The organism is Clostridium pasteurianum DSM 525 = ATCC 6013 (genome assembly GCF_000807255.1).
Classification (GTDB): domain Bacteria; phylum Bacillota; class Clostridia; order Clostridiales; family Clostridiaceae; genus Clostridium_I; species Clostridium_I pasteurianum.
On sequence record NZ_CP009268.1, the window covers coordinates 4,134,484 to 4,157,420 of the forward strand.

Below are 22,937 nucleotides of genomic sequence, written 5' to 3' on the forward strand. Positions count from 1 at the left end.
CTTTTAAATTACAACTTACTTTCAAAATCACTTACATTTTTGTAAGAAAAGACTGAATTTACTTCCCTTACCTAACAAAGAATCAACCATTATGCTTCCACTCTGTTCTTCTAGTATCTTTCTAGAAAGATATAGACCTACACCAGAGCCTTCCTCTTCTTGAACCACGTCAGAATTACCTCTAAAAAATCTTTTAAAAATTTTATTGAAATCTTCTTTTGCAATACCAATTCCATGATCTTCAATATCAATTCTTATATAAGAATTTAATTTAGTAACGTTTATGCTTATTTCATCATTTGCATAGGAATATTTTACTGCATTTTCAAGTACATTCAGTATTGCTTCCTTAGTCCATTTAACATCGTGATAAATAAAAATTTCCTCAATGGGATTAACTATTATGTCAATATTTTTGTATAAAGCCTTTGAATATATACCCTCAACAGCCTTATATACAGTATCTTTTATAGATTTATTTTCTTTTTTTAGTTCAATCATACCCACTTCAAGCCTTGATAGTTTTATAAGAGAATCCACAAGCCACTGAAGCTTTGCTGCCTCACTTTTAATTGTCATTAAGAATTCGTTTCTTTCCCTGGTATCCAAATTATTATCTTCAATTAGAAGTGAATTAAAAAGCTTGATAGACGCAAGAGGTGTCTTAATTTGATGTGAAATATCAGTAACCAATGCCTTTATATTTGCTTTTTCTTCCTTTATTTTACCAATACTCAATTCAACCCTTCTTGCCATTTGATAAAACTGATTAGATATCTTTGATATAACTCCTTCTTCATAATCCTCTATATTAATAGAATAGTTACCAATTATAATATTATCAATATTATTTGAAAGCTTTTTCAGTCTTTTTATAAAATACAAGCTAAAATAACTGAAAAGTATTGCAGATATAACTATCAGCAAAAGCAAAATAATAAAATCATTGATAATAAAACTTTTAAATTCTCTATTGAAATTATCATCATTCCATACTGCTGCTGTGTTATCGTAGCCATATTTTTTTAAAATATTTTCTCCATAATCCAAATCTTTTTTATTACTTTCTTTATTAAGTACTGATTTTACTATATCCGTTTCACTTTCAGGATACAACTTTGTAAGACTTCCTATTAATTGTCTGCTAGAATTAATACGTTCACTGTAAATTTTATTAACAGTATAATAATGTGTAAAAAAGATTAAAATCCACACAAAGAGAATACTGCCTATTAATAGTAGCAATAACTTTTTTAATAATGGTTCTTCTTTTATATAACTAATCATCCTTTTACACATCCTTCTATCCACATATATCCTATACCTCTTATATTTTTTATATACTTAGGCTGTGAAGGCATATCTTCTATTTTTTCTCTCAGCCTTCTTATATTTACAGCAATAGTATTCTGATCTACAAAATTACCTTCAACATCCCACAACTGGCTTAAAAGCTGTTCTTTAGTTATAATTTGCTTTGCATTATCCATTAAATATTTTAAAAGCTTAAGTTCAGTTTTACTTAAGACTAATTCCTTGTGATTTTTGAAGACCTTCATGTCCTTTACAGAAAAAACTATATCTCCAGAAGATAATCTTTCCCCATATTCTTCACTAGAATTTCTTCTCAACAGAGCATTTATCTTTGACATCAGCACCATAAGACTGAAAGGTTTAACTATGTAATCATCTGCACCCAAATCAAGTCCTGTAACAATATCAGTCTCTTGATCACAAGCAGTAAGAAAAATAATAAGTACATTGCTCTTTTTTCTAACTTCACTGCAAAAATCAAAGCCATCACCATCAGGTAGCCCTACATCAAGTAAAATAAGATCAACATTGTTATTATTAAATATTTTCCAGGCCTCTTCAACTGTTTTAGCTGAAAACACCTTATATCCTTCCTTGCTCAACTTAAAACTAATACCTCTATTTAAAGATTTATCATCTTCTACCAGCAAAATATTTTTCATACAATGTCGAGTAGACAACTCGACTTTCACCTCTCTTTCATTAAAGTGAGGGCTAGTCTATTGCCCCTCACAGAACCCAACGTGCCCTACTAAGGCATTAGGCTCTTCATATATTCCTTACATTACAACCAAATATTTGCATAAATTTTAGGTTCTGATATGGGGTGTTTCTTAAGAAGATACTGATAGCGAGCCCAACTAAGATAGGCTCTTTGGCTTCTTCGTGTAATCACCTTATACAGTGCAACTTTTACAAATCTATAGAAATTCAGTAATCCTCGATAGTTGCCTGATATTCCATAATAAGCATAATGTCCTTTTATCTTTCGGTTTAGAAGCTTTATTGTGTCTGATGGTTTCCCATGTATGTTGCTTTTCAGCCATTCCTTTACCTTTAGTTTCTTGGCTTTCAGCTTCTTTCTACTGGTTCTGTGTTGAAGTCTATATTTACCTGTTCTTGTCTTACCATTTATATGCGTAAAACCTAGAAAGTCAAAGGTATCTGTTTTGCCGTCCTTGCTATTTTCAGCAGCAAATCTTCCAAAAGGAATTATTTTACTTTTATCTCTTGCAAGTTCAAGTCCAAATTTCTTAAGTCTTCCTGCCAGAGATTTATAGAAGCTTTCAGCTTCTTTCTTATACTGAAAGAAGCATACAAAATCATCTGCATAACGCACAATATATGCATCACCTTTGCAATGTTTCTTTACTACAATATCAAACCACATATCCAGTACATAGTGGAGATACACATTAGCACAAACAGGTGATATTAAGCCGCCTTGCGGCGTTCCCTTGTCGCTTTCATAAAATTTCATATCTTCTATAATACCAGCTTTTAGAAACCTTTTAGTATAGCGTAGAAAGTTCTTGTCCTGGATATCATGTTCTAGAAATTTTATTAACCATTCATGATCTACATTATGGTTGGTAGAAGGAAGCCTTGGTTTTATCCTTGTACTTCCAGCCCCAATCAGAACCCGGCGTGCAGTTTTTCCGCACCGGGCTCCCCAAAACAATTCACAATTATCATCGTTAGACATCTGCATGTATTAATTCTGGATATGGTAATTTAAACCATTCTTTAGTACTTAGATAAGACCAATACATTTTATGCCTTTGGCTCCTTCTTCTAAGCGACCTAATCCATTGATTAACAACTTCTTCACGAATGTATACAAGTTTATTTCTACAGTGGTATAAGGAAAAGTATTGATAGAAACCTTTCAACATACTTATTAGTTGCTTCTGCTGGTCTCTTCTTTTCCAGTGACTATGCCCTTTAAGCCATTTATGAGTTTTATCCAGAAACTTTCTACAACTCTTTACTGTAGGTTTTCGAATTAGTGCAAATTGTCCATTTGTACCAACTCCACTTATATGCTTAAAGCCTAAGAAATCAAATGTTTCCGGCTTTTCGCCATATTGGGCTCTTCTTTCTCTTGCATATCTCCCAAAAGAAAGAAGTCTCGTCTTTTCCTCCGCAAGTTCTAAACTAAACTTGTTCATTCGGTACTTTGAATATTTCTGAAACTTTTCTGCATCTCTTTTGTATTTGTTATTAGGCATTTTACTTAAGCTAAAAAACATTCAAAAAAGTCAAATTATTATAGACTTAATTTATAGGTCAGATTAAATAATCTGACTCAAAAAGAATAAGATTATTTAATCTGACGATAATTAGTAAGGAGAAAATTTTTTAATTATGAGAAGAAATAATAATGATAAATATAGTAAAAATGCCTTACGGAATAAAAAAATACAATAAACTTTGTAAGTTTAATCAATTTCCAAGTAAATATGGATGCGAAGCATGTGGATTTGAAGGTAAGCTGTACAGACATGGATTTTATTATAGAAACTTAATTACCCTTAAAGGTGCATACAAGATAGTCATCCTGCGTTGTAAATGTCAATCCTGTGGTAAAACCTATTCTCTTATACCCAGTTTTATTATTCCTTATAGGCAATATGCTTATGAAGTTATTCTAACTTCTATTATTATGATGCTAAAACTAGGTTATTCCTTTAGTAAAATATTAACTCTTATAAAATCTCTTAATATTAACTACTCATCTCTTAATACAACAGATCTATCATTTTGGAAAAATAGGCTAGTAAGCTCATTATCGAGTATTCGTTTATTTTTTGCACAGTATAAATTCTATAATTCTAACATAAATAGCAAATTACCTATTGATATCATAAAAAAAATTATTATCTTTTGCCGTTTAAGGCACGATTTTAACTTGGATTATTTTTTACACATGCCTAAGTATTTCTTTTGTAAATGATAATTTAATAGGTACAAATTAGATCTATCTTTTTTATCAAATTAAATACTTCACACTTTTTTTAATGTCTTTTTATATCAATCTTGTCCTCATTTCTCTTGTTCTATCTAAAATTTTTGTATAATTCCACACAACCTTTAACGGTTTAAATGTCGATTTTAAGTCATAATTATTAATAAAAATAGGAGGTTGATAATCAATGATATTAAAAGAATTTAATCAAAAGATAGCATTATTTCGTTATTCTCTGATTGCACCCATTATAACCAATACATTTACTCAGACTTCTGTAAAAGATTATTTAGCAGAAATTGCAGCAAAGTCTTATACACTGCCTAACGGCAAGAAAAAAGAGTATTCTCCTGCAACAATCAAAGGATGGCTAGTTCAATATAGGAAATATGGTATTGATGGCTTATATCCAAAATCAAGAGCTGATAAAGGTACTTCCAGAAAAATTTCAAATGAAACCAAAGAATTTATTATAAACAGTAAATTAAATTCACCTAAAAAAACTGCCAAGTACATATATCATGAAGTTATAGCTAAAGGTTTTGAAAGTGAAACTAGTATTTCCCTGTCAACAGTAACTAGATTTATAAATAAGGCTAAGATAGGTTCTAAAAAGCTTGTACCTGATGATAGAAGAGCCTTTGAATTTGAGTTTTCCAATGAATGCTGGCAATCTGACGTATCTGTAGGTCCTTACCTTACTATAGAAGATAAAAAATTCAAGACTTATATTATAGCTTTTTTAGATGATTCCAGTAGAGTCATTGTAGGATGCAAAGCATTTTTTAAAGATGATCTTTTATCTCTTATGTCTGTATTTAAAGATGCGGTAGCATCAAAGGGAATTCCTAAAAAAGTTTTCGTTGATAATGGAAAGATATATAAAAGTGAGCAATTTCATTTGATTTGTGCAGCTCTTGGTAGTATTTTAAGTTTTGCAAGACCATATTCCCCTCAATCTAAGGGCAAAATTGAAAGATGGTTCCAAACTATGCAAAAACAATGGATGAATTCAATTAATTGGAATGATTTTAAATCTATAGACCTTTTAAATGAATCCCTGTCGGGTTATGTTAACAGTTATAACAACACTATACATTCCTCAATAAACAAAAAACCAATTGATAAGTACATGTCTAATGTTGAAAATATAAGATTTATTGATTCTAAAACTGAACTAGACTATTTATTTTTATATAAAGTACTCCGTACTGTAAAAAATGACTCCACAGTATCTATAGGTACAAAAATATTTGAAGTACCACTAAAATATGTTGGTGACAAAATAAATATACGCTATGATCCATCATCTATTGATAAAGCTTATATTTTTTCACAGGATGGTAAACTTGAAGATACTATTTTCCCTGTTAAAAAAATTGATAATTCAAAAATCAGAAGAACTAACAATACTAATTCTGTTGATTTTTCTGCCTTTGAAGCTAACTAACCGGAGGTTGATATTATGTATAAAGCTTTTTATGGCTTAACTTTTGATCCTTTTGATAAAAATCTTGACTTAAAATACAGTTTTAAATCTGAGGATTTCTCTAAAGCAATGAATAGATTAGAATTTTTAAAATCTGTTTTAGGGATTGGCGTTATTACTGGAGAGCCTGGAGTTGGTAAGTCTTTCTTGCTCCGCAATTTTGTAGATTCACTAAATCCAAATTTATATAAGTGCGTATACATTCCTATTTCCACTTTAACTGTTATGGACTTCTATAGAGCATTATGCGATGGTCTTGGAATAATTCATGCTCAGAAAAAAGTAACTATGTTTAAGCAAATACAAGAGTCTATATACACTTATAGCCACAGTAAAAATGTAATTCCAGTTATTATAATTGATGAATGTCAATTTTTAAGCAATTCCATTCTTGATGATTTAAGAATAATATTTAATTTTCATATGGACTCAAAGAATTATGCTATGTTAATTCTTTCAGGTCAACCTAATTTTTTACTTCAACTCAGCAGGCAGGTCCATGAAGCACTACGTCAACGAATCATAATGAATTATTGCTTAAAAGGGCTAACGCATGATGAATGTAAGCCCTACATAACTTCTATGCTAAAAGCCGCAGGCTGTTCAGAACCAATTTTTACTGATGATGCTTTTGAACTCATTTATTCAAGCACTAATGGAGCTATAAGACCACTAAATTCTCTAACGAGAATGTGCCTTATCTCTGGTGCTAATGAAAGACTTACTTCTATTAATTCAGATACAGTTTATAAATCTCAGAGTGAAATTGATCTTACAATTTAAAATTTTTTACACTGCTTATTCTGAGCAGTGTTTTTCTATGCCTATATTTATTGACCAATTTTAGAATTTTATACATTGTGGATATTGTGGAGAAAGGGTTATTTAATTTGATTTTTGAGACTTAATTTGCCATTAGTAAGATTATTTAAACTGATTTTTTACCACATTATTACTAATTTTAGGCTGAAATAATTTGACTTTTTAAGGATTAAATAATTTGACACGTAACATGTATTGGAAGCAAGCCACATAGTCATCAGCAAACCTTATCAGGTATGCTTCGCCTTGTGCATATGTTTTATATTTCTTTGCAAACCATAAATCTAAAACATAGTGAAGATAAATATTTGCAAGTATAGGGCTGATTGGTCCACCTTGAGGAGTTCCTTGTGTATTTATTGTAACTACTCCATTAATCATTACTCCCGCTTTTAGCCATTTCCCTATCATATTAATTATTACAGGGTCCGCTATTCTCAGCTTTATCATTTTCATAAGCCACTGATGGTTTATATTATTAAAATATCCTTTAATATCAGCCTCGTATATAAATCTTACTTTCTTCTTTACTATGCATTCTCTTAGTGTTTTGAGTGCTTGATGAGGATTTCTTCTTGGTCTGAAGCCATATGAGAAATCCATAAATTCCTGTTCATATATGGACTCAAGAATTCTTGCTACCGCACGTTGTACAAGTCTATCTTCTACAGTTGGAATGCCTAATGGTCGTGTTTTTCCATTACCTTTTGGTATTTCTACACGCCTTACCGGCGGTGCTTTATATTTCTTTTCTTTCATTCTGCTCCATATATCTTTTACTCTTTCATCAATATTACATTCAAATTCTAGAGTCGTCTCTCCGTCCACACCACTTGATCCTTTTCTATTCATCATTTTCCATGTTTCTTTTAGAAATTCCGGAGTTATAATATGAGCAAGTGATGTAAATACTGCTTTCCTGTCTTTACGAGCTTTAATTGCTATCTCATTCAATTTTGTTGACATATCTATCTACCTCTGTTTGTGTAGTTTATGTTTCCTTGCTGAGAGTTTATTTTGTCCTGTCGCTTCCCCATGTACGTGGCTTTCCCACGCTCCGAGTACTACCAACAGGTCCGACTCCCGCCACAGCTTCCGCTTGCTTGTGGATGGTCCTTTCGGCTTGCGTACTCTACGTTTTGTAAAGACCATGACGGGTCTCCCGGGTTCCTTGACAATTCCATTTCATCCATGCCATGCTCTCAGACCCCGCCGGAGTCTCCATTTCCCTCGCCATTAACAGGAAACTACTATAGCCTTCCAAGTATTCGACCTTGTCGGCCTCCGGACGTACTAACGAGGCTCAATCGCTTCACTTGCGTTACGGCCTAGACTCGCTCTGTCTACGCTTAGTCTGTGTCGTTACCTTCACAAACCCAAGACTCGATTTCAGGTGAGGTGGCTTACCTCTTTCCTGAGTTGGAATTTCACCAACTGAAATTGCCCGGCTTAGCCCGGCGCACCAAAGAATCCTTTAATATCGGCATCCACAATAAAGTTAATTCTCTTAGTCATGATTATTTGATTTACTTCTCTAATTGCATCGTGACAACTTTTACCTTCCCTAAACCCATAAGAGAAATCATAAAATTTATTTTCATAGATTTGGTCAAGTATCTTCCTCATTACTCCTTGAACAAGCTTATCTTCATATGATGGAATTCCAAGAGGTCTAAGCTTATCACTACCTGCTTTAGGAATGTACGTCCGTCTAACTGCCTGTGGTTTATAACTAAAATTCTTCATTCTTGCTAGTAGATTATCTATATTTTCTTCTAGCTGTTCTCCATAGGTTTCCTTGTTTACTCCGTCAATTCCCATAGCCTTTCCACTTGTCTGTTTTATGTGTTCCATAATCAAACTTTCTTTGTTGACATAGTGCATTATGGTCTGTACTTTATTATGCTTTTCTGCTTGTAATGCTATTTCTTCAAACGCATTTGCCATTGTCTTCTGCCACCTCCAGTGTGACCAATGTTTTATTTTCAAAACGGCTTATATGTTTGCCCCTTTCCTCCACTTTCGTTACAAGCTTCTTCGGTACTATGAGCAAATCCGACTCCTTGCATACCATTTCTATCACCTTGGATGAAATGCTCCTTGTGTAACAAATACCCTAACGGGAATATGCAAGGTCTCACAGGTATGCCATGTGTAACTATCTTATGCTCGCCGTGCTCTAAGACCCCGATGGAACCTACTTGTTCTTGCCCTTTACGACCAAGTATTATTACCTGCTACCGAGGTGAGGGTATCGGCTTCCATTCTATATAAACTAACGAGATTCAATCACTTCACGCTTTCGCATTACGGCTCGCATAGTTTCTTACCTACGCTTAAACCTAGCCTCACGGCTTCGGCTCCAAGGCTGGATAACGGCGGTTGGCTAGACCTTACCGTGTCGGCTTCTCACCAACTATACACCTGGCACCGAACTGTCGCACCACCCAATTACAATTATAGCATAGCAATATAACAGCAACCATAAGACAAAAGTACTAGATAAATAAAATAAAAATATATAAAACAACTGGTGTAAGTAGATTTAATACTATTTTTAATAAATCTACTTACACCAGTTATTATCTGAATAAAAATTTTTTCATTAAATATTATTTATAAAAGCTTTCTTCTGCACTAATACCCAACCTATTAAACTAATTCCCCCAATAATTATATACATAAATCCCATTGTAAAAATTCTATTTCCAGAACTTAAAGAGATAAGCATCATACCTATACTTCCCATAATCGTATAGGAAAAACTCATAAGTGATGAGGCTGTGCCCGTGTCACTCTGCTGTTGTTCAAGTATCAAATTAGTGCTTGGTGGTCTTATTATATTTCCACCCAAAGTAGCAGGCAAAATTGATAATGCAAATAACCAAGGTGAAAATCTTCCTATAGTGATAATTAATATACCACTTATAATTATTATTGCAAAGGAAGTCATAATTATAAGTGTATTTTTACAATAAGTTGATATTCTCATATAAAATAATGGTGCCAGTACTGAAAATATAGCATTAAATGCATAGAAATAACTATACACCTGTTCACTTAATCCAAAACCATCTATATAAATATAAGAAGATACAGAAATATATGCTAATAGAGGCAGCATCTGAATTGCAAATATTACTAATAAAACTGTATATCTAGGATTTTTAATTACAACCCCTATTCTTGCGACCGTTCTGAAAATATTTTCATTACTATGACTTGGAATTGTCTCCTGCATCAAAATACCGCCTATTAAAGCTATAACTCCCACAATAGACAATATCCAAAATACTCCGTGCCAAGAGAAAAGTTTAAGTATTACAGCACCAATAACCGGTGCAATAACTGGTGCCAGCATTGCCATAGACTGTACAACTGCCAATATAGCTACACGCTTTCTACCATTGTAAGAATCTTTTATAGTTGCTACTGATACAGAAACAACTGCCCCACTGCCAATTGCTTGTAAAATTCTAAATATAATAAGCATATGTACGGATCCCGCTAGAGCACATAGTGTACTTGACAAAGTATAAATACTAAGTCCTGTCAACAATATGGGCCGTCTTCCATACTTATCACTTAAAGGACCCCATAAAAGCATTCCAACTGCGTAAAATATAAAAAATAAAATTAGAGTCATGTTTAACAATCCAATAGTAGTTTGGAAACTTTCTACCATCCGTGGAAGTGCTGGAAGATATAAATCTGTAGATAGAGGAACAAATGCACTTAAAAAAGCAATAAATATTACAAATCCTCTACTTCCTAAATATTTTTGTGCCTTTATACTATCATTATCCATTTTTTCTTCTGTAATCATTTAAACCGTTAAATTAAATCTACTTAAAATATATAATATCCTATAATTATCGTAAGTCATAAAAAAATACAAATAATAAATCAATATACTTAAAGTTATTTTAGTAAATTAATAACGGAATCCACCACCTTTTCCATATAATTTTTATCTAAGGCATATTCAAATAAATAACTAGTCAGTATGCTAGCCTATTTTGAATCCTACTGCGTCAGCAGAACCCTCAGATAGGCCACTATCCTGGTCACCTGCTTCCTTGTTGGATTCAAAATATTCGTTGCCTCTTTCACTTACTATTTATTTTCACATGCCTAATCTCTAAACCTATATCCAGTTCCCCATAGTGTTTCTATAAATTCCGGGTTTGATGGATTTTTTTCTATCTTTTTTCTTATTTTTTGAATATGAACTGCTACTGTTGCCATATCACCACAAAATTCATCTCCCCATATTCTATCAAAAATATGCTCTTTAGTAAAAACAATATTAGGATTTGAAGCAAAAAATACTAATATCAAAAACCATAAGATCACATTAAAAATTATAGTAAATATACGTGAATATTTAACATGTTTATAATACCACTGAAATTCATCGTCTTCCATATATTCTTTTTTAATCTTTCTATTGATTTCACTTTGTATTTCGTGAAATCTTTCATGATTTTTTTTTGCTCTGTATCTATATTGACGTATCGCTGCAATTCTTTTATGAACAACTTCTATAAATTTTATATTTTTCTTCATTTTATCACCTGATTTTTTCATAAATATATTCTATATAATTTTAAAGTTAAATATTAAAAATCCTTTAAATCAATTATAAAAATTTTATAAAATACTTTCCTTTTCAATATATTAATTACTATTTTAACTCAATCTCAATTACATAATAGCTACTAATTATTGTTCTTAAATTTACTCATATAAATTTTTATTTATGAGATTGTATCAATAAAAAATTCAAATAATTTTATAAAATCTTTAAAAACAATTTAAGGGAATTTTATAATGGGACATTAGTATAAGGAACATAGACAATATAAAAGCAGGAGGTAAAAAATTATGTCAAATATAATTGAAGTGAAAAATTTCACTAAAAGATTTGGTGACTTTGTTGCTGTAAATGATATTTCTTTTACTGTGGAAGAAGGCTCTATTTTTGGTTTTCTTGGTTCCAATGGTGCTGGTAAAAGTACAACCATTAATACACTCTGCACCATATTAGACAAAACTAAAGGGAATGTAAAAATTAATGGATATGATATATCTAGACAAAAGGATAAAGTCAGAAATGAAATAGGAATAGTATTTCAAGAATCTACACTAGACAATAAACTCACAATTGAAGAAAATATAAAATTCCATTGCGAATTTTACAGTGTACCAAAAAACGAAATTAAAGAACGAATTGATTTTGTACTGAATCTAGTAGATCTTACAGACTGGAGAAAAGCTCCTGTAGGAAGTCTTTCTGGAGGTATGAAAAGAAGAGTTGAGCTGGCAAGAGGCCTTGTTCATTACCCAAAGGTTCTATTCTTAGACGAGCCTACTACAGGACTTGATCCTCAGACCAGAGCAAATATATGGAGTTATATTTACAAATTACAAAAGGAAAAGAATATTACTATTTTTTTAACTACACATTATATGGATGAAGCCGAGATATGCAATAAAGTAGCTATTATGGACCATGGAAAGATAGTAGCTTACGACAGTCCTTATAATCTTGAAAAAAAATATACTTCAAATGTAACTAGAATAAAAGTTTCCAATATGGATTTATTCATTCAGTACCTTGAAGCTAATTCTATAAAATATAAACTGAGTGAAGATTTATTTAAAATATATTCAACAAATATAAAAGATATATTATCAATGGTATCCCTATTTAAAGACTCCATTACAGACTTTGAAACAACTAAAGGAACCCTAAACGATGTATTTTTAACCGTAACAGGAAAGGAGATAGAACAATGCGTGGAATGATTGCCATTTTAAAAAGAAATTTAACTAATTTTGTACGTGATAAACTTAGACTAGTATTTTCAATAATTATGTCAGTATTTTTCTTATTTGTTTTTTCCTTTGTAATGAAATCTTCTACCACGGGAGTTGCTCAGCCACTTAACTATCTGATTTCAGGAATAATCATCATGACAGTATTCCAAGCTGCTTTAAGTAACTCCACAAGTATAATAGAGGATATGTCCATGGGTTTTATGAAAGAAATTATAGTATCCCCTATTAAAAGATGGCAAATATCAATAGGACAAGTTCTTTCAGCTACAACTATAGCTTTTATTCAGGGCCTCATAGTTATTATACTAGGTATGTTCCTGGGGTTAAAACTAGATGTACTTCAATTTTCAGATATATTACCTTGAGCATGTGAAATCTCAGTACAGAATCCTTAGTAAAGGCTGGAGTAGCTTTTGATATAAATGGTTTTATAATAAAACCTTATCTAGGTCTGTTCATAATACTAGGCCTAGTGTTTAAATAATCAATTAAAAATATTTCTCTCCGTAGATTCACATAAGGTGAGAAATATATCCTTTTACCCTTACATATTTACTATACACATATAACATTCTGAGGCTTACCTTTAAGCCATTTATCAATATTGTCAAATACTATTTGTGCACGAATATAAAGAGCTTCCTCAGTTGCAAAAGCAACATGTGGTGTTAATACAGTATTTTTGGCACTTACAAGAGGGTGTACACTTTCTATTGGAGGTTCATTTTCAAACACATCAATACCTGCACCTGCAATTTTACCTTCGTTAAGGGCTTTAGCCAAAGCTGTATTATCTACAACAGGTCCTCTTGCTGTATTTATTAATATAGCTGAAGATTTTAAAAGATTTATTTTTTTCTCATCAATTAAGTTTTTAGTACTTTCATTTAAAGGTACGTGTAATGATACAATATCACTTTCTTTTAAAAGGGTATCAAGATCAACATACTTTACACCTTTTTCAACAGCATCTGTTCTTTGAGTTCTGCTGTAAGCTAATACTTCACAACCAAAAGCACTTGCTATTTCAGCTACTCTTAATCCAATTGCTCCCGTTCCAACAACACCAAACTTCTTATTAAATAATTCCGTACCTACAAGGCCATTTTTAGTTTTTTCAGTTCTTGTTGCATTGTCACAAGGTACAATATTACGTATTACTGATATAGCAAGACCATATACAAGTTCTGCCACTGCATTTGTTGAATATCCAGCCGCATTGCAAACAGTAATTCCCTTTTCTCTGCATACATCCATATCCACATGGTCAACTCCTGTAAATGCTACAGATATCATTTTTAGCTTAGGACAATTTTCAATAACTTCTCTTCTAAAAGGTAAATTTGCTAACATAACAATCTCAGCATTTGCAGCTCTTTCAATTAATTCTTTTGTATCTTCTGTTCTTGTATCATAATAAACAAACTCATGACCACAACTCACCAATTTTTCTGCAAGTTCATTAATTTTTTCTTTGCTAACTCCTAAGGGTTCTATCATAACAACGTTCATAAATAAAAAATCCTCCTATTTTTATTATTATATAAATTACTTTTATTATATCACTCGTAAAATTAAAATTACCAAAATAAACCTATAATAACTATTTGTTTACGAAAAAATCATATAATCCTCTATATGATTAATCATATAGAGGATTATATACTAAAATAATTACTTAGAAATATCTATATTTCCAGAACTTGTTGTTACATTTATCTTCTTATAAGGGGCACTGCCAACCTGACCTGTTGCTTCATTACCTCTTTTATTTTTATAATTCAGATCAAAGTTTGAATCTATATCACCGGAATTGCACTTTCCATTGAATTCAAAACTTAATTCCTCTGGAACTACCAAATTAACATTTCCAGAATTTGCACTAACATTTGAATACTCACTAATATCCTTATAACTTATCCTGACATTTCCTGAAGATGCAGTTACCTCACCGGAACCAGAAATAGAGCCTATATGAATATTACCAGAAGAAGTATTTACTTTATAGCTTTTGCTCATTAAATTTTCTACATTAATGTTGCCTGAGTTGGCTTTTAAATTAATATTATTTGCATTTATATTAGTTTCACTTTGTAAATTTCCTGATCTGGCTACACAGCTTATATTATTTAAATTTATATTTGAATTGAATATGATATTTCCAGAAGAAGATTGTATATCTAAATCTTTAGCATAGTTTTTAGGTATATATATTTCTATACTTTCTTGAAGGTTTCCAATATTAAATATACTAAATACTTTATGGGAAGTACTTCTTTTAACTAAAATGCTGTTATTTTCTTTATTAATGGCAAACTTTTCTTCTTCCTTTAATTTACCTCTGGATTTTTGAACAATTCTAAGATTAGATTCATCTGTACTCTGTACTATTATATCTGCACTTGAGAAATTCACTTCTATTTTATTAAAATTATCTATAGATATGCTTTCATCCTTCTGAACAGTTAGCATAGAATTATTATCCCATTTGAAAATTCTAAAGGCATCTCCTGCACTTCTGTTATAACTTATATTGTAAACCAGAAATACTGTGAGTACCAATGCAATACAAGTCCATATTCCAATTAATATCTTTATTAAATTTCTACTCATATTATCACTTCCTTAATTGAAATGCTAAAGTAATAATTCTCTCTAAAGCAGCCCCTATAATAAATATAACCCAGGAATACGCCCAACTGCCAAATTCAAAACTCAATACAAAATATAGAACTACAATTAACATCCACAGTATAGATTTTATCGATTTTAGTATCTCCTTATCTTTACTATTAGCAGATTTCCATTCTTTAAATTCTTCTACTATAGTGTCATCAGCTTTTAAATATTTAGGTTTTGAAATTGCATTGTATACTATAAGACAAGTAGCTATTGCATCTATGGTTAACATTACACAAACACTGATATTATCATCAATTTGAAAAACTTCGCTAAATAGTATTAAAATAACTACACTTATAATATATAATCCTACAGAAGTAGATATAATTAATGCACTTTTCTTTCTACTCTTTTCTATCTGTGCATAATCAAGTACATCCTTTTCCTTAAGTCCCCTTATGAGTTCATCTACATCTCCTATACCTGAAACGGCAATATTAAAGGCTTCTTCATCATTTTTACCAGAAGCTATCAAGTCATTGTACTTATCTATTAGATTTGCTAATAATTCTTCCTTTAACTCTCTTGCCCTATTAGTTTCTGGTGCATTTTCAAATAATTCATCCAATTTTTTTTGAAATTTTTCATACATCTCCATCCCCTCCATAGATCAATTTATCAATTAACTGTTTTGCTTCTTCCCAATCCAATTTATTTTGTTTTAAAGCCGCTTTTCCAAGCGCTGTTATGGAATAATATCGTCTTCTTGCCCCTGTTGTTTCATTTCCCCAATAGGAAGCTATTAGTCCTGCTTGTTCTAGTCTTCTAAAGGCTGAATACAGGGTTGCCTCTTTAAGTTCATATTGGTTATCTGTCTTTTGCTGTATTGATTTGTTAATTTCATACCCATAACTGTCATTTTCTACAAGATGAGATAAAATTATAGTTTCTGTATGACCTCTTATTATATCCGAAGTTATAGACATACCCTCACTCCTCTCTTCAGTTCATTATATAAACTCTTTCTATACTTATATAGTAATATAATATACATCGTCTGTCAATGTATATTTTGTTATATTATATATTTAATATACGATATAGCTTGTGATTTTTTATATTTTACTGAGATACATCAAAATACATATAAAAACAGGCCACATTTTGGAAATAGAATCCATTATGTGGCCTTTAATTATAAATTATATGTTTTATATTTAATTAATTCTACAATTTTTATCTATAGGTATCCAGTACTCTATCATATATATCTTCAATAACCCTTAATCCTCCATTATATCCTGCATAGCCACAATTAAGAATTAGCCTATAGTTTACTGGTGCACTTACTATTAAAAGATCTGCTCCTATATCTTTCGCAAGATCTCTCTCCCAGCCGCTTCCAAGTATCAATGCTCTATTATTTTGAGGTTCTTTTCTTATTTCTTCCTGAATTTCTCCTCCGTCAATGGAGAAAGTAACCTCTGCAGACCTATATGGAGATATGGTTTTAAATTGATCAATTATTTGCTGTTGATACTTTTGAGGAGTATCATCAATTACAAATTGTTTAGCAGGTATAATTCCAAGCTCATTTAAAAGAAACTTTGCAAAACCCACAGCATAACTGGCATCTAATATAGTGTAGAATCTTCTTGGTATGCCATATCTAAATTCCAGCATAAAGTCAGCAGTTCTCTCAATATGAGAATAGAACTTTTCTTCTTCCTTAGCAATAAAAGCGTCTACTTTAGTTTTATCCAGCTTTGCATAATCCGCTACCTGCCTTAAAAACTTTGTAGTTTCTTCTCCTCCTATAGGTAGGTATGGAAAATGAAAGTATGGTGTATTATATTTATCTTTTAGATGGTTAGCTATATTAAGTCCAACCCAGGAACTTACCACAATATTAAATTCTGCTTTAGGTATTGTTTTCCATTCTTCAACTCCACCAGATTCATTACCAAATAATATATTGACTTTAAGTCCTATACCTTGCAAAATTCTTTTTATCTCTTCAAGATTACCATTCCAATAAGGATCTTGGTAGGGAATAGTAACAAATACATTTACCAGTCCCTTTTCTACAGTTTTGTCTTCTGCAAACTTATCTACATATTGATCTATTATTGCATTTACTACAATATCATGACTTACATAATTATTGCTCTTAAATCCTCCGGTTTCAGCAAAGGCAATTGGCTTATCCTGTTTTTGGTATTCACCAGTAACACTCTCTATGTTATCCCCCACAATATCAGAAGTACATCCTGAAAGAACTACATAAAGATCTGCATCTATAACTTTAAAGGAACCATCAATTACTGTCCTCAGCTTTTTTTCTCCACCAAAGACAATTTCTGATTCACTGGAATTAGTACATGGTATTGTACTTCCTCCTGCATAGCCTTCTCCCTGACCTATCAATCTACTTATTTTCGTACTGCATCCCGGACCAGCATGCACTATAGGTACTGCTCTTTTTATAGCTATTACAGTTTGCTGTACTCCTAATGCACAGGAGTACCTAGGCTGCTCAATAATTTTTGACATGTGCTCCACCTCCAAGAAAAGTGAAAGGATCTTGATCCAGCCACCATTTTGTATAAGGCATAGTGCTGTGTTTTGCAAGATTAGTTACAAATTCTTTATTATCTATAGTTTCTGCAATTCTTCCTGCATAGTTAAGCACACCTTGATATCCAAAACCAAATTGCTCATCTCCAATAAGAAGTGTAGGTATTCCCAGCTTAGCTCCCCACAGAGTCATACCACCATGTCTTGCAATCATAATATCAGGTCTTACCCTATTGAGTATGTTAACCAATTCATAAGACTGTTTATTACATACATTATAATTTTTAATATCACCATAATTCTTAACATCCTGAGCTAGTGCATCAGAAGCTTTATCCCCATTATCATATATTGGATCATGATGGAAAATAGCTGCTCCCTGTACCTCTAGTCCTAATTCCCTAAGCAGTGCAATTATAGCATGCCCATGAGCTGCTCCTGCTGTAAGATAAGCAGTTTTACCTTTAAGCTGTTCTCTGTATTCATTGAGTTTAGGTATTACTCTTTCATGTTCCTCTTTTATAATTTCTTCTATCTCTTTTTCCCTATTAAGAACTTTTCCAAGATCTCTTAACCATTGATCTGTACCAGCTATTCCATAGGCAGGAGGTGATTTTATTTCTGGAACACCGTATACCTGTTCCAGAGCTGCCCCCATATAGGTTCCAAGCGTTGAACATACCTGAATAGTTGCTGCTGCTTCAGATATATATTCTAAGTCTGCAACTGTTGAAAAGGGAACAACATATTGAGCCTCATAACCTATTCTACTTAGAATATCGTCAAAAATATGACTACCCCAAAAATTTATAATATTTACTTTGTTGGTCTTTTTTCTTGGTGGCTTAACTATCTTTCTCACTATTGTATGATAAGCGGCATCAAAACCTGAAGTCCATATCTTTGATCTAAAACCTTCACAAAAACATGCGACTACTGGTATACCAAGTTCTTTAGATAATTCTTCAGTTTCAGTCTCCACATCTTCTCCTATTATTCCAGTAGCACAGGAAGTTGTAACAAAAATAGCCTTAGGATTTGCCCTTTTATATGCTGTTCTTACCGTAGCTTTCAGCTTTTCTCCTGCTCCAAAAACCGTATCCTTTTCTTCTATATTAGTATTAAAATATCTACCATTTGTTGAAGGTAAATTTCTTTCTGTCTGACCAACTCTGTATACAAAGTTAAAGCCAAAGAAATCTCCTGCACAACCTACTGGTGCATGATTCACCATTGCTGCATCCTTTATCATAGAAAGCTGACAAAAAGCCTGCCCTGAACTACAACCCATACATTGACTAAAGCTTCTTGAAGAATCCTTAAGCTTTCCTGATTGAGAACATTTAACAAGTTCACCGGCCGTACCATTAAAACCCGTAATAGAGCCAAGACGTTTTTCACGAATCTCAACTTCTGGAACTTTTAAATTTATTTTTCCCATATCTGATTCCTCCTATTTCATAATCATAAATTTTCAAATAAAAATCTTTCTGATGGTCAATTTTAAATTTCAATATATCTGCCATCAAAATTCTATAAAAAGAGCCATAAAAAAGGGTATACTTCTCCTAAGAAGTATACCCTCTGGTTTTTCCAGTCAGATATATTAACAAATGTATATTTACATTATTCCTATTTGTTTAATTGGTTACAATTAATATATACCAATTTGCTATGTTTGTCAACAAAATTTAATCTAATTTTTCTTTTACTGAATTTAACTTCTGACTCATAGATGCTTCCTTATCTCTTCTATCATCTATATTTATAGTTGTTAATACCCTTTCAGCACCATTTTTAAAAGGTATTTCATGCATTTTCCTTATAACTTCTAAAACCACATCCAAATCACCTTCAAAAACTGTTGCCATAGGTGTAAGTTCATATTTAATGCGTTTTTCATCTTTTAAAATTTGATGACAACCTGCCACATATTTACTTACACTGGTAGAACCTGTACCTAAGGGTACTATTGTTGCCTGAGCTATAGCCATAAAATCATCTCCTATCATTATTTTTTTATTAGCATTAACCAGATTTCAAATAAAACAAATTCTCTTTTTTACTATCCTCATTTTCTGAAAATCTATTAATCATCACTTTATCATAGTTTTTAGCTTCTATAATAATCTTATCTATAATGCACTTATTGAATTTTATTTGATTCTCATATTTGACCTCTTTAATAACGGAATATTCTATATGTGATGGTACATTACCTGTAATATATAAAGGAAATAATTTTTCTATTCTTTTATTTATAAGTGCAAATTCATATATTGAAGCATCTATAATATCCATTCCTCTCGTATTAAAGCAATGAGCATATTGCCTTCTATATCCATTTACTTCTACAAATATCAATCCTTCTACAGCCGGTACATCTAATCCAAGTTCTTTAGAATATTGATAAATTAAACTTGATATAATTTTCCCACTATTCATAATTTGATAGTTATTTATAATATATTTACATAGATTATGAAATAAAGTCATATCTCTATTCATTGTATCACCCTGTTAAAAATACTTTTTTATACTGATATTACATCTAAATATTAATATTATTCATAAAAAAACAAGAAGAACCTTACTATAAAAGGTTCCTCTTATCTTTGCTGTATAAACAAAATTCTTTGCATCAGGTGAAGTTTTTATTCCACTTGATGCTTAGAAGTCGTTATCCAAGGACGTATCAACCGTTATCTCCAACTTTGTAGAAGATTGCAGTATTACGGTTGATATTCATCGGATAAATATCCTCTATAAAACTTACCTTATAGTGAGCAGATATAACATTCATATATTCCTTGTACAATTCATTCAAACTTATTGAAAACGAAAGCTCCTGTAAAGTAAAATTTATCCATTTCCTATAATTAAGATTACAACTTTTTATAGAATTATATTATAAATTTTTATTTAGCAGCCTTAGCTGCACTTAATATTTCATCATAATTAGGATAATCTGTAATTTCGCTTAAATATTTTGCATAAGTTACTTTATTATCACTGCCTACAACAAAAGCTGTTCTTGCAAGAAGGCCCAACTCTTTAACATAAGTGCCTGTATTTTCACCAAAAACTCTATCTTTATAATCTGAAAGAGTAACTACTTTTTCAATACCTTCTGCTCCACACCATCTAGATAGAGCAAAAGGTAAATCCATAGATACAGTGTATACAGTAACATTTTCTATTTCAGCTGCTTTTTCATTAAAAGTTCTTACTTCAAGATCGCATACTGGAGTATCTACAGAAGGTACAGTTAAAAATATCCTAACTCCTTTAGTATCCTTTAATGAAATTGATTCTAGTGAATTATTGGCTGTTGTAAAGTCAGGAAATGTATCTCCTACCTTAACTTCTTTTCCCTGTAATGTAACTTCATTTCCTTGAAAAGTAACTTTCATATACTTAGCTTATTTATAGTTACAATCTATTATGTATCCATTACATAATAAAGATTTTAAATAAGCCCTTTCACCTCACTTTATATTAATATTTAATATTAATTAACATTATTTATCTATTACCAATTCTACTACATATGTTTAAATTTGTAAACCTAAAATTTATATTACAAATTTTAAATACAGCTATTATAAATATTTATATCCATATCTTTTTCTTGGAATTTAGAAAGCTTTGCCATAGAATCTACAAAATGAGAAGTTTTCATGTGTTTGTCTAAAGCAGACTGATCCTTCCATTCTTCTATGAAAGTCAGTATTTGTTCATTATTAGCATCTTGATACAAACCATAAGATATATTTTCTTCCTCTTTTCTACTTTCTTTTACTAATACGGAAGCGATTTCTTTAAACTTATCTACTTCTCCTAGTTTAATATAACCTTTTGCTATAACTTTAATCATATTTTTTCTCCCCTTCTTTACATTTTTAAACAGATAATTATACTGTATATCATATTTACAATCACCTTATTTTACATATACAATACATAATTGATTATATTGCTAAAAATTTAAAAGTACAAGTTTTTATATGTTTAAACTTGTAAATTATCCACATTGAGAATAAACTGTTATTCACAATGTGGATAGTTTATTTATTACTGAAATTTTAAAATGAGACAGACTCTTTTGCCACAATATACTATTTTCTTCATTATTTATTATGCCATTTTTAATATTGAATATTTTTTATGATTCTTTAATAGAGCTTTTCATATATATCAGTTACACATCTCTCTGATAATTCTGTATAGTTATTAGCCATTAATCTTCCCTGTTCTGTCATAACTATGTTTGTAAAATCTGCTATTTCGCACTTCTTCATTCCATATTCACGAAGTGACTTTTTCTGTATAATATGATTAAGCAATTCTTCTAACTTCTCATATACCGTATCTGTAGAGCATTCTAAAAGATTACTTAATATTTTATTTAGTTCTTCTATTTTGCCTACTGGTTGTAGCTTTTGATACATATAGTATACACCAGTAAAAATAGCATAGTTTGCCTCTCCATGGGGTACATGGTAAGTTGAACCCAAAGGATAACTCATGGCATGTACAGCAGCACACCCTGCATTACCAAAGGCAATTCCAGCATAGGTACTGGCTATTAAAAAATCGGTAAGAATATCCTTTCTGGCCTCTGGACCATTCTTGGCAATAATTTGATATCCTTTTAATATAATATTTATTGCTTTTATAGAGTAAATCTCAGTCATCAAAGAAGCTTTTGGAGACATATAGGACTCTACTGCGTGGATAAGAGCATCGATAGAACTGGTTGCAAAAAAGGAAAATGGAAGATTATTTAGTAACTCCGGAATCAGTACGGCATAATCTGCATATAATTCATCTACTGCCAATCCCATCTTGGTATGTCTGGACTTTAACTCTAAAATTGAAATATTAGTCACTTCACTTCCAGTTCCACAAGTGGTAGGCACCAAAATTAACTTTTTAGTCTTTTTTATATCTATCTTTTTCTCAAACAAATCCACTACTGGCGTAATTGTTCTCAATGCAAATAGTTTAGCTACATCGAGAACTGAACCGCCTCCAATTGCAAATACTCTTCTATAGGTATAATCTTTCACATCTTCATATATCTTCTCCACCATCTCATCAGAGGGCTCTCCCTTTTGGTAATTTCCTCTAAAGATAACCAAGGCACCTTCCATTTGGTTTTCAAAATAATTATAATAGGTAGACTCACTGGTAATAACCAGATCTCCTCTTCCTATTGCAAAATCCTCACAAAAGCTTTTACTTTCTTCATATTGTCTTATAATAGGAACTACTTTAAATTCTTTCACGGCATCCTCC

23 protein-coding genes and 1 pseudogene are annotated in these 22,937 nt (G+C 31.4%); 5 read left to right on the forward strand and 19 right to left on the reverse strand.

Annotation, left to right across the window (positions count from 1 at the left end; genetic code table 11):
- Positions 1 to 27: 27 nt before the first annotated feature.
- The 4 genes from CLPA_RS18870 to CLPA_RS18885 all read right to left on the reverse strand — a co-directional run bounded on the left by CLPA_RS18870 (position 28) and on the right by CLPA_RS18885 (position 3,485).
- A complete protein-coding gene (locus CLPA_RS18870) occupies positions 28 to 1,287 on the reverse strand; it encodes a sensor histidine kinase (protein WP_003447806.1) in 1,260 nt (419 codons plus the stop codon).
- Positions 1,284 to 1,976: a response regulator transcription factor gene (locus CLPA_RS18875; protein WP_034830577.1), complete on the reverse strand. Its 693-nt coding sequence runs from the start codon at positions 1,974 to 1,976 to the stop codon at positions 1,284 to 1,286. Before CLPA_RS18875 ends, CLPA_RS18870 begins: the two co-directional genes overlap by 4 nt.
- A 122-nt stretch (positions 1,977 to 2,098) precedes the next feature.
- On the reverse strand, positions 2,099 to 3,019 hold the full coding sequence (locus CLPA_RS18880) for a reverse transcriptase domain-containing protein (RefSeq protein ID WP_003447809.1): 921 nt from the start codon (positions 3,017 to 3,019) through the stop codon (positions 2,099 to 2,101).
- Entirely contained in the window at positions 3,012 to 3,485 is a 474-nt protein-coding gene (locus tag CLPA_RS18885) for an RNA-dependent RNA polymerase family protein (RefSeq protein WP_039263276.1), read from the reverse strand. The genes CLPA_RS18880 and CLPA_RS18885 overlap by 8 nt, the downstream gene beginning before the upstream one ends.
- 230 nt (positions 3,486 to 3,715) lie before the next feature.
- Between CLPA_RS18885 and CLPA_RS22190 the strand changes: the two genes are divergently transcribed.
- The 3 genes from CLPA_RS22190 to CLPA_RS18900 all read left to right on the forward strand — a co-directional run bounded on the left by CLPA_RS22190 (position 3,716) and on the right by CLPA_RS18900 (position 6,554).
- Positions 3,716 to 4,270 (forward strand): DUF6431 domain-containing protein, encoded by a 555-nt coding sequence (locus tag CLPA_RS22190; protein WP_076719224.1) that lies wholly within the window; start codon positions 3,716 to 3,718, stop codon positions 4,268 to 4,270.
- Positions 4,271 to 4,469: 199 nt separating this feature from the next.
- The gene (locus tag CLPA_RS18895) at positions 4,470 to 5,732 is read left to right on the forward strand and encodes a DDE-type integrase/transposase/recombinase (protein ID WP_236900340.1); all 1,263 of its coding nucleotides are present in this window, start codon (positions 4,470 to 4,472) and stop codon (positions 5,730 to 5,732) included.
- A gap of 15 nt (positions 5,733 to 5,747) precedes the next feature.
- Positions 5,748 to 6,554: an ExeA family protein gene (locus tag CLPA_RS18900; RefSeq protein ID WP_003448320.1), complete on the forward strand. Its 807-nt coding sequence runs from the start codon at positions 5,748 to 5,750 to the stop codon at positions 6,552 to 6,554.
- A gap of 201 nt (positions 6,555 to 6,755) precedes the next feature.
- Here CLPA_RS18900 and CLPA_RS18905 read toward each other — a convergent pair whose 3' ends face one another.
- From CLPA_RS18905 to CLPA_RS21450, 4 genes and pseudogenes are all read right to left on the reverse strand, one after another.
- Positions 6,756 to 7,559 carry a reverse transcriptase domain-containing protein gene (locus tag CLPA_RS18905; protein ID WP_003445249.1) on the reverse strand — a complete coding sequence of 268 codons (804 nt, stop codon included), beginning with the start codon at positions 7,557 to 7,559 and terminating at the stop codon, positions 6,756 to 6,758.
- A 483-nt stretch (positions 7,560 to 8,042) separates the two neighbouring features.
- Positions 8,043 to 8,540, reverse strand: coding sequence for a reverse transcriptase domain-containing protein (locus CLPA_RS18915; RefSeq protein WP_003445247.1), 498 nt, complete (start codon positions 8,538 to 8,540; stop codon positions 8,043 to 8,045).
- A gap of 658 nt (positions 8,541 to 9,198) precedes the next feature.
- Positions 9,199 to 10,419, reverse strand: a complete 1,221-nt coding sequence (locus tag CLPA_RS18920; RefSeq protein ID WP_003445245.1) for a multidrug effflux MFS transporter — start codon at positions 10,417 to 10,419, stop codon at positions 9,199 to 9,201.
- 308 nt (positions 10,420 to 10,727) lie between these two features.
- Positions 10,728 to 10,931: pseudogene (locus tag CLPA_RS21450) on the reverse strand (winged helix-turn-helix domain-containing protein); the annotation flags it as partial.
- Positions 10,932 to 11,480: 549 nt separating this feature from the next.
- On the opposite strand from CLPA_RS21450, the gene CLPA_RS18930 reads away from it, so the two are divergent.
- On the forward strand, positions 11,481 to 12,404 hold the full coding sequence (locus CLPA_RS18930) for a daunorubicin resistance protein DrrA family ABC transporter ATP-binding protein (RefSeq protein ID WP_003445242.1): 924 nt from the start codon (positions 11,481 to 11,483) through the stop codon (positions 12,402 to 12,404).
- Positions 12,392 to 12,802 (forward strand): ABC transporter permease, encoded by a 411-nt coding sequence (locus tag CLPA_RS18935; protein ID WP_003445240.1) that lies wholly within the window; start codon positions 12,392 to 12,394, stop codon positions 12,800 to 12,802. The genes CLPA_RS18930 and CLPA_RS18935 overlap by 13 nt, the downstream gene beginning before the upstream one ends.
- A gap of 190 nt (positions 12,803 to 12,992) precedes the next feature.
- On the opposite strand, the gene CLPA_RS18940 is transcribed toward CLPA_RS18935, so the two are convergent.
- The 11 genes from CLPA_RS18940 to CLPA_RS18990 form a co-directional block, all read right to left on the reverse strand.
- Positions 12,993 to 13,949 carry a 2-hydroxyacid dehydrogenase gene (locus CLPA_RS18940; RefSeq protein WP_003445238.1) on the reverse strand — a complete coding sequence of 319 codons (957 nt, stop codon included), beginning with the start codon at positions 13,947 to 13,949 and terminating at the stop codon, positions 12,993 to 12,995.
- A 162-nt stretch (positions 13,950 to 14,111) separates the two neighbouring features.
- Positions 14,112 to 15,050 (reverse strand): DUF4097 family beta strand repeat-containing protein, encoded by a 939-nt coding sequence (locus tag CLPA_RS18945; protein ID WP_003445236.1) that lies wholly within the window; start codon positions 15,048 to 15,050, stop codon positions 14,112 to 14,114.
- Positions 15,051 to 15,054: 4 nt separating this feature from the next.
- The gene (locus CLPA_RS18950) at positions 15,055 to 15,711 is read right to left on the reverse strand and encodes a permease prefix domain 1-containing protein (RefSeq protein WP_003445234.1); all 657 of its coding nucleotides are present in this window, start codon (positions 15,709 to 15,711) and stop codon (positions 15,055 to 15,057) included.
- Complete coding sequence (locus tag CLPA_RS18955) at positions 15,704 to 16,045, reverse strand: PadR family transcriptional regulator (protein WP_003445231.1); 342 nt, start codon at positions 16,043 to 16,045, stop codon at positions 15,704 to 15,706. Before CLPA_RS18955 ends, CLPA_RS18950 begins: the two co-directional genes overlap by 8 nt.
- A 250-nt stretch (positions 16,046 to 16,295) precedes the next feature.
- Entirely contained in the window at positions 16,296 to 17,612 is a 1,317-nt protein-coding gene (locus CLPA_RS18960; protein WP_003445229.1) for a nitrogenase component 1, read from the reverse strand.
- Entirely contained in the window at positions 17,596 to 19,077 is a 1,482-nt protein-coding gene (locus CLPA_RS18965) for a nitrogenase component 1 (RefSeq protein WP_003445227.1), read from the reverse strand. Before CLPA_RS18965 ends, CLPA_RS18960 begins: the two co-directional genes overlap by 17 nt.
- Before the next feature lie 250 nt (positions 19,078 to 19,327).
- Positions 19,328 to 19,630 (reverse strand): MTH1187 family thiamine-binding protein, encoded by a 303-nt coding sequence (locus CLPA_RS18970; protein ID WP_003445226.1) that lies wholly within the window; start codon positions 19,628 to 19,630, stop codon positions 19,328 to 19,330.
- Between the two features lie 34 nt (positions 19,631 to 19,664).
- Positions 19,665 to 20,144 (reverse strand): hypothetical protein, encoded by a 480-nt coding sequence (locus CLPA_RS18975; RefSeq protein ID WP_003445224.1) that lies wholly within the window; start codon positions 20,142 to 20,144, stop codon positions 19,665 to 19,667.
- Between the two features lie 410 nt (positions 20,145 to 20,554).
- Positions 20,555 to 21,049: a thiol peroxidase gene (tpx, locus tag CLPA_RS18980; RefSeq protein ID WP_003445222.1), complete on the reverse strand. Its 495-nt coding sequence runs from the start codon at positions 21,047 to 21,049 to the stop codon at positions 20,555 to 20,557.
- Positions 21,050 to 21,225: 176 nt separating this feature from the next.
- Entirely contained in the window at positions 21,226 to 21,513 is a 288-nt protein-coding gene (locus CLPA_RS18985; protein WP_003445221.1) for a putative quinol monooxygenase, read from the reverse strand.
- Between the two features lie 298 nt (positions 21,514 to 21,811).
- The gene (locus tag CLPA_RS18990; protein WP_236900363.1) at positions 21,812 to 22,927 is read right to left on the reverse strand and encodes a 4-hydroxybutyrate dehydrogenase; all 1,116 of its coding nucleotides are present in this window, start codon (positions 22,925 to 22,927) and stop codon (positions 21,812 to 21,814) included.
- Positions 22,928 to 22,937 lie beyond the last annotated feature (10 nt).

What these genes read in the sequence shown, in the direction of transcription:
- CLPA_RS18915 (WP_003445247.1), bottom strand. Translation starts at nt 8,540, where the DNA reads ATGGCAAATGCGTTTGAAGAAATAGCATTACAAGCAGAAAAGCATAAT.
- CLPA_RS18880 (WP_003447809.1), bottom strand. Translation starts at nt 3,019, where the DNA reads ATGTCTAACGATGATAATTGTGAATTGTTTTGGGGAGCCCGGTGCGGA.
- CLPA_RS18885 (WP_039263276.1), bottom strand. Translation starts at nt 3,485, where the DNA reads ATGAACAAGTTTAGTTTAGAACTTGCGGAGGAAAAGACGAGACTTCTT.
- CLPA_RS18900 (WP_003448320.1), top strand. Translation starts at nt 5,748, where the DNA reads ATGTATAAAGCTTTTTATGGCTTAACTTTTGATCCTTTTGATAAAAAT.
- CLPA_RS18950 (WP_003445234.1), bottom strand. Translation starts at nt 15,711, where the DNA reads ATGTATGAAAAATTTCAAAAAAAATTGGATGAATTATTTGAAAATGCA.
- CLPA_RS18970 (WP_003445226.1), bottom strand. Translation starts at nt 19,630, where the DNA reads ATGGCTATAGCTCAGGCAACAATAGTACCCTTAGGTACAGGTTCTACC.
- CLPA_RS18875 (WP_034830577.1), bottom strand. Translation starts at nt 1,976, where the DNA reads ATGAAAAATATTTTGCTGGTAGAAGATGATAAATCTTTAAATAGAGGT.
- CLPA_RS18870 (WP_003447806.1), bottom strand. Translation starts at nt 1,287, where the DNA reads ATGATTAGTTATATAAAAGAAGAACCATTATTAAAAAAGTTATTGCTA.
- CLPA_RS18960 (WP_003445229.1), bottom strand. Translation starts at nt 17,612, where the DNA reads ATGTCAAAAATTATTGAGCAGCCTAGGTACTCCTGTGCATTAGGAGTA.
- CLPA_RS18965 (WP_003445227.1), bottom strand. Translation starts at nt 19,077, where the DNA reads ATGGGAAAAATAAATTTAAAAGTTCCAGAAGTTGAGATTCGTGAAAAA.
- CLPA_RS18955 (WP_003445231.1), bottom strand. Translation starts at nt 16,045, where the DNA reads ATGTCTATAACTTCGGATATAATAAGAGGTCATACAGAAACTATAATT.
- CLPA_RS18895 (WP_236900340.1), top strand. Translation starts at nt 4,470, where the DNA reads ATGATATTAAAAGAATTTAATCAAAAGATAGCATTATTTCGTTATTCT.
- CLPA_RS18985 (WP_003445221.1), bottom strand. Translation starts at nt 21,513, where the DNA reads ATGATTAAAGTTATAGCAAAAGGTTATATTAAACTAGGAGAAGTAGAT.
- CLPA_RS22190 (WP_076719224.1), top strand. Translation starts at nt 3,716, where the DNA reads ATGCCTTACGGAATAAAAAAATACAATAAACTTTGTAAGTTTAATCAA.
- CLPA_RS18905 (WP_003445249.1), bottom strand. Translation starts at nt 7,559, where the DNA reads ATGTCAACAAAATTGAATGAGATAGCAATTAAAGCTCGTAAAGACAGG.
- CLPA_RS18940 (WP_003445238.1), bottom strand. Translation starts at nt 13,949, where the DNA reads ATGAACGTTGTTATGATAGAACCCTTAGGAGTTAGCAAAGAAAAAATT.
- tpx (WP_003445222.1), bottom strand. Translation starts at nt 21,049, where the DNA reads ATGAAAGTTACTTTTCAAGGAAATGAAGTTACATTACAGGGAAAAGAA.
- CLPA_RS18920 (WP_003445245.1), bottom strand. Translation starts at nt 10,419, where the DNA reads ATGATTACAGAAGAAAAAATGGATAATGATAGTATAAAGGCACAAAAA.
- CLPA_RS18945 (WP_003445236.1), bottom strand. Translation starts at nt 15,050, where the DNA reads ATGAGTAGAAATTTAATAAAGATATTAATTGGAATATGGACTTGTATT.
- CLPA_RS18935 (WP_003445240.1), top strand. Translation starts at nt 12,392, where the DNA reads ATGCGTGGAATGATTGCCATTTTAAAAAGAAATTTAACTAATTTTGTA.
- CLPA_RS18930 (WP_003445242.1), top strand. Translation starts at nt 11,481, where the DNA reads ATGTCAAATATAATTGAAGTGAAAAATTTCACTAAAAGATTTGGTGAC.
- CLPA_RS18975 (WP_003445224.1), bottom strand. Translation starts at nt 20,144, where the DNA reads ATGAATAGAGATATGACTTTATTTCATAATCTATGTAAATATATTATA.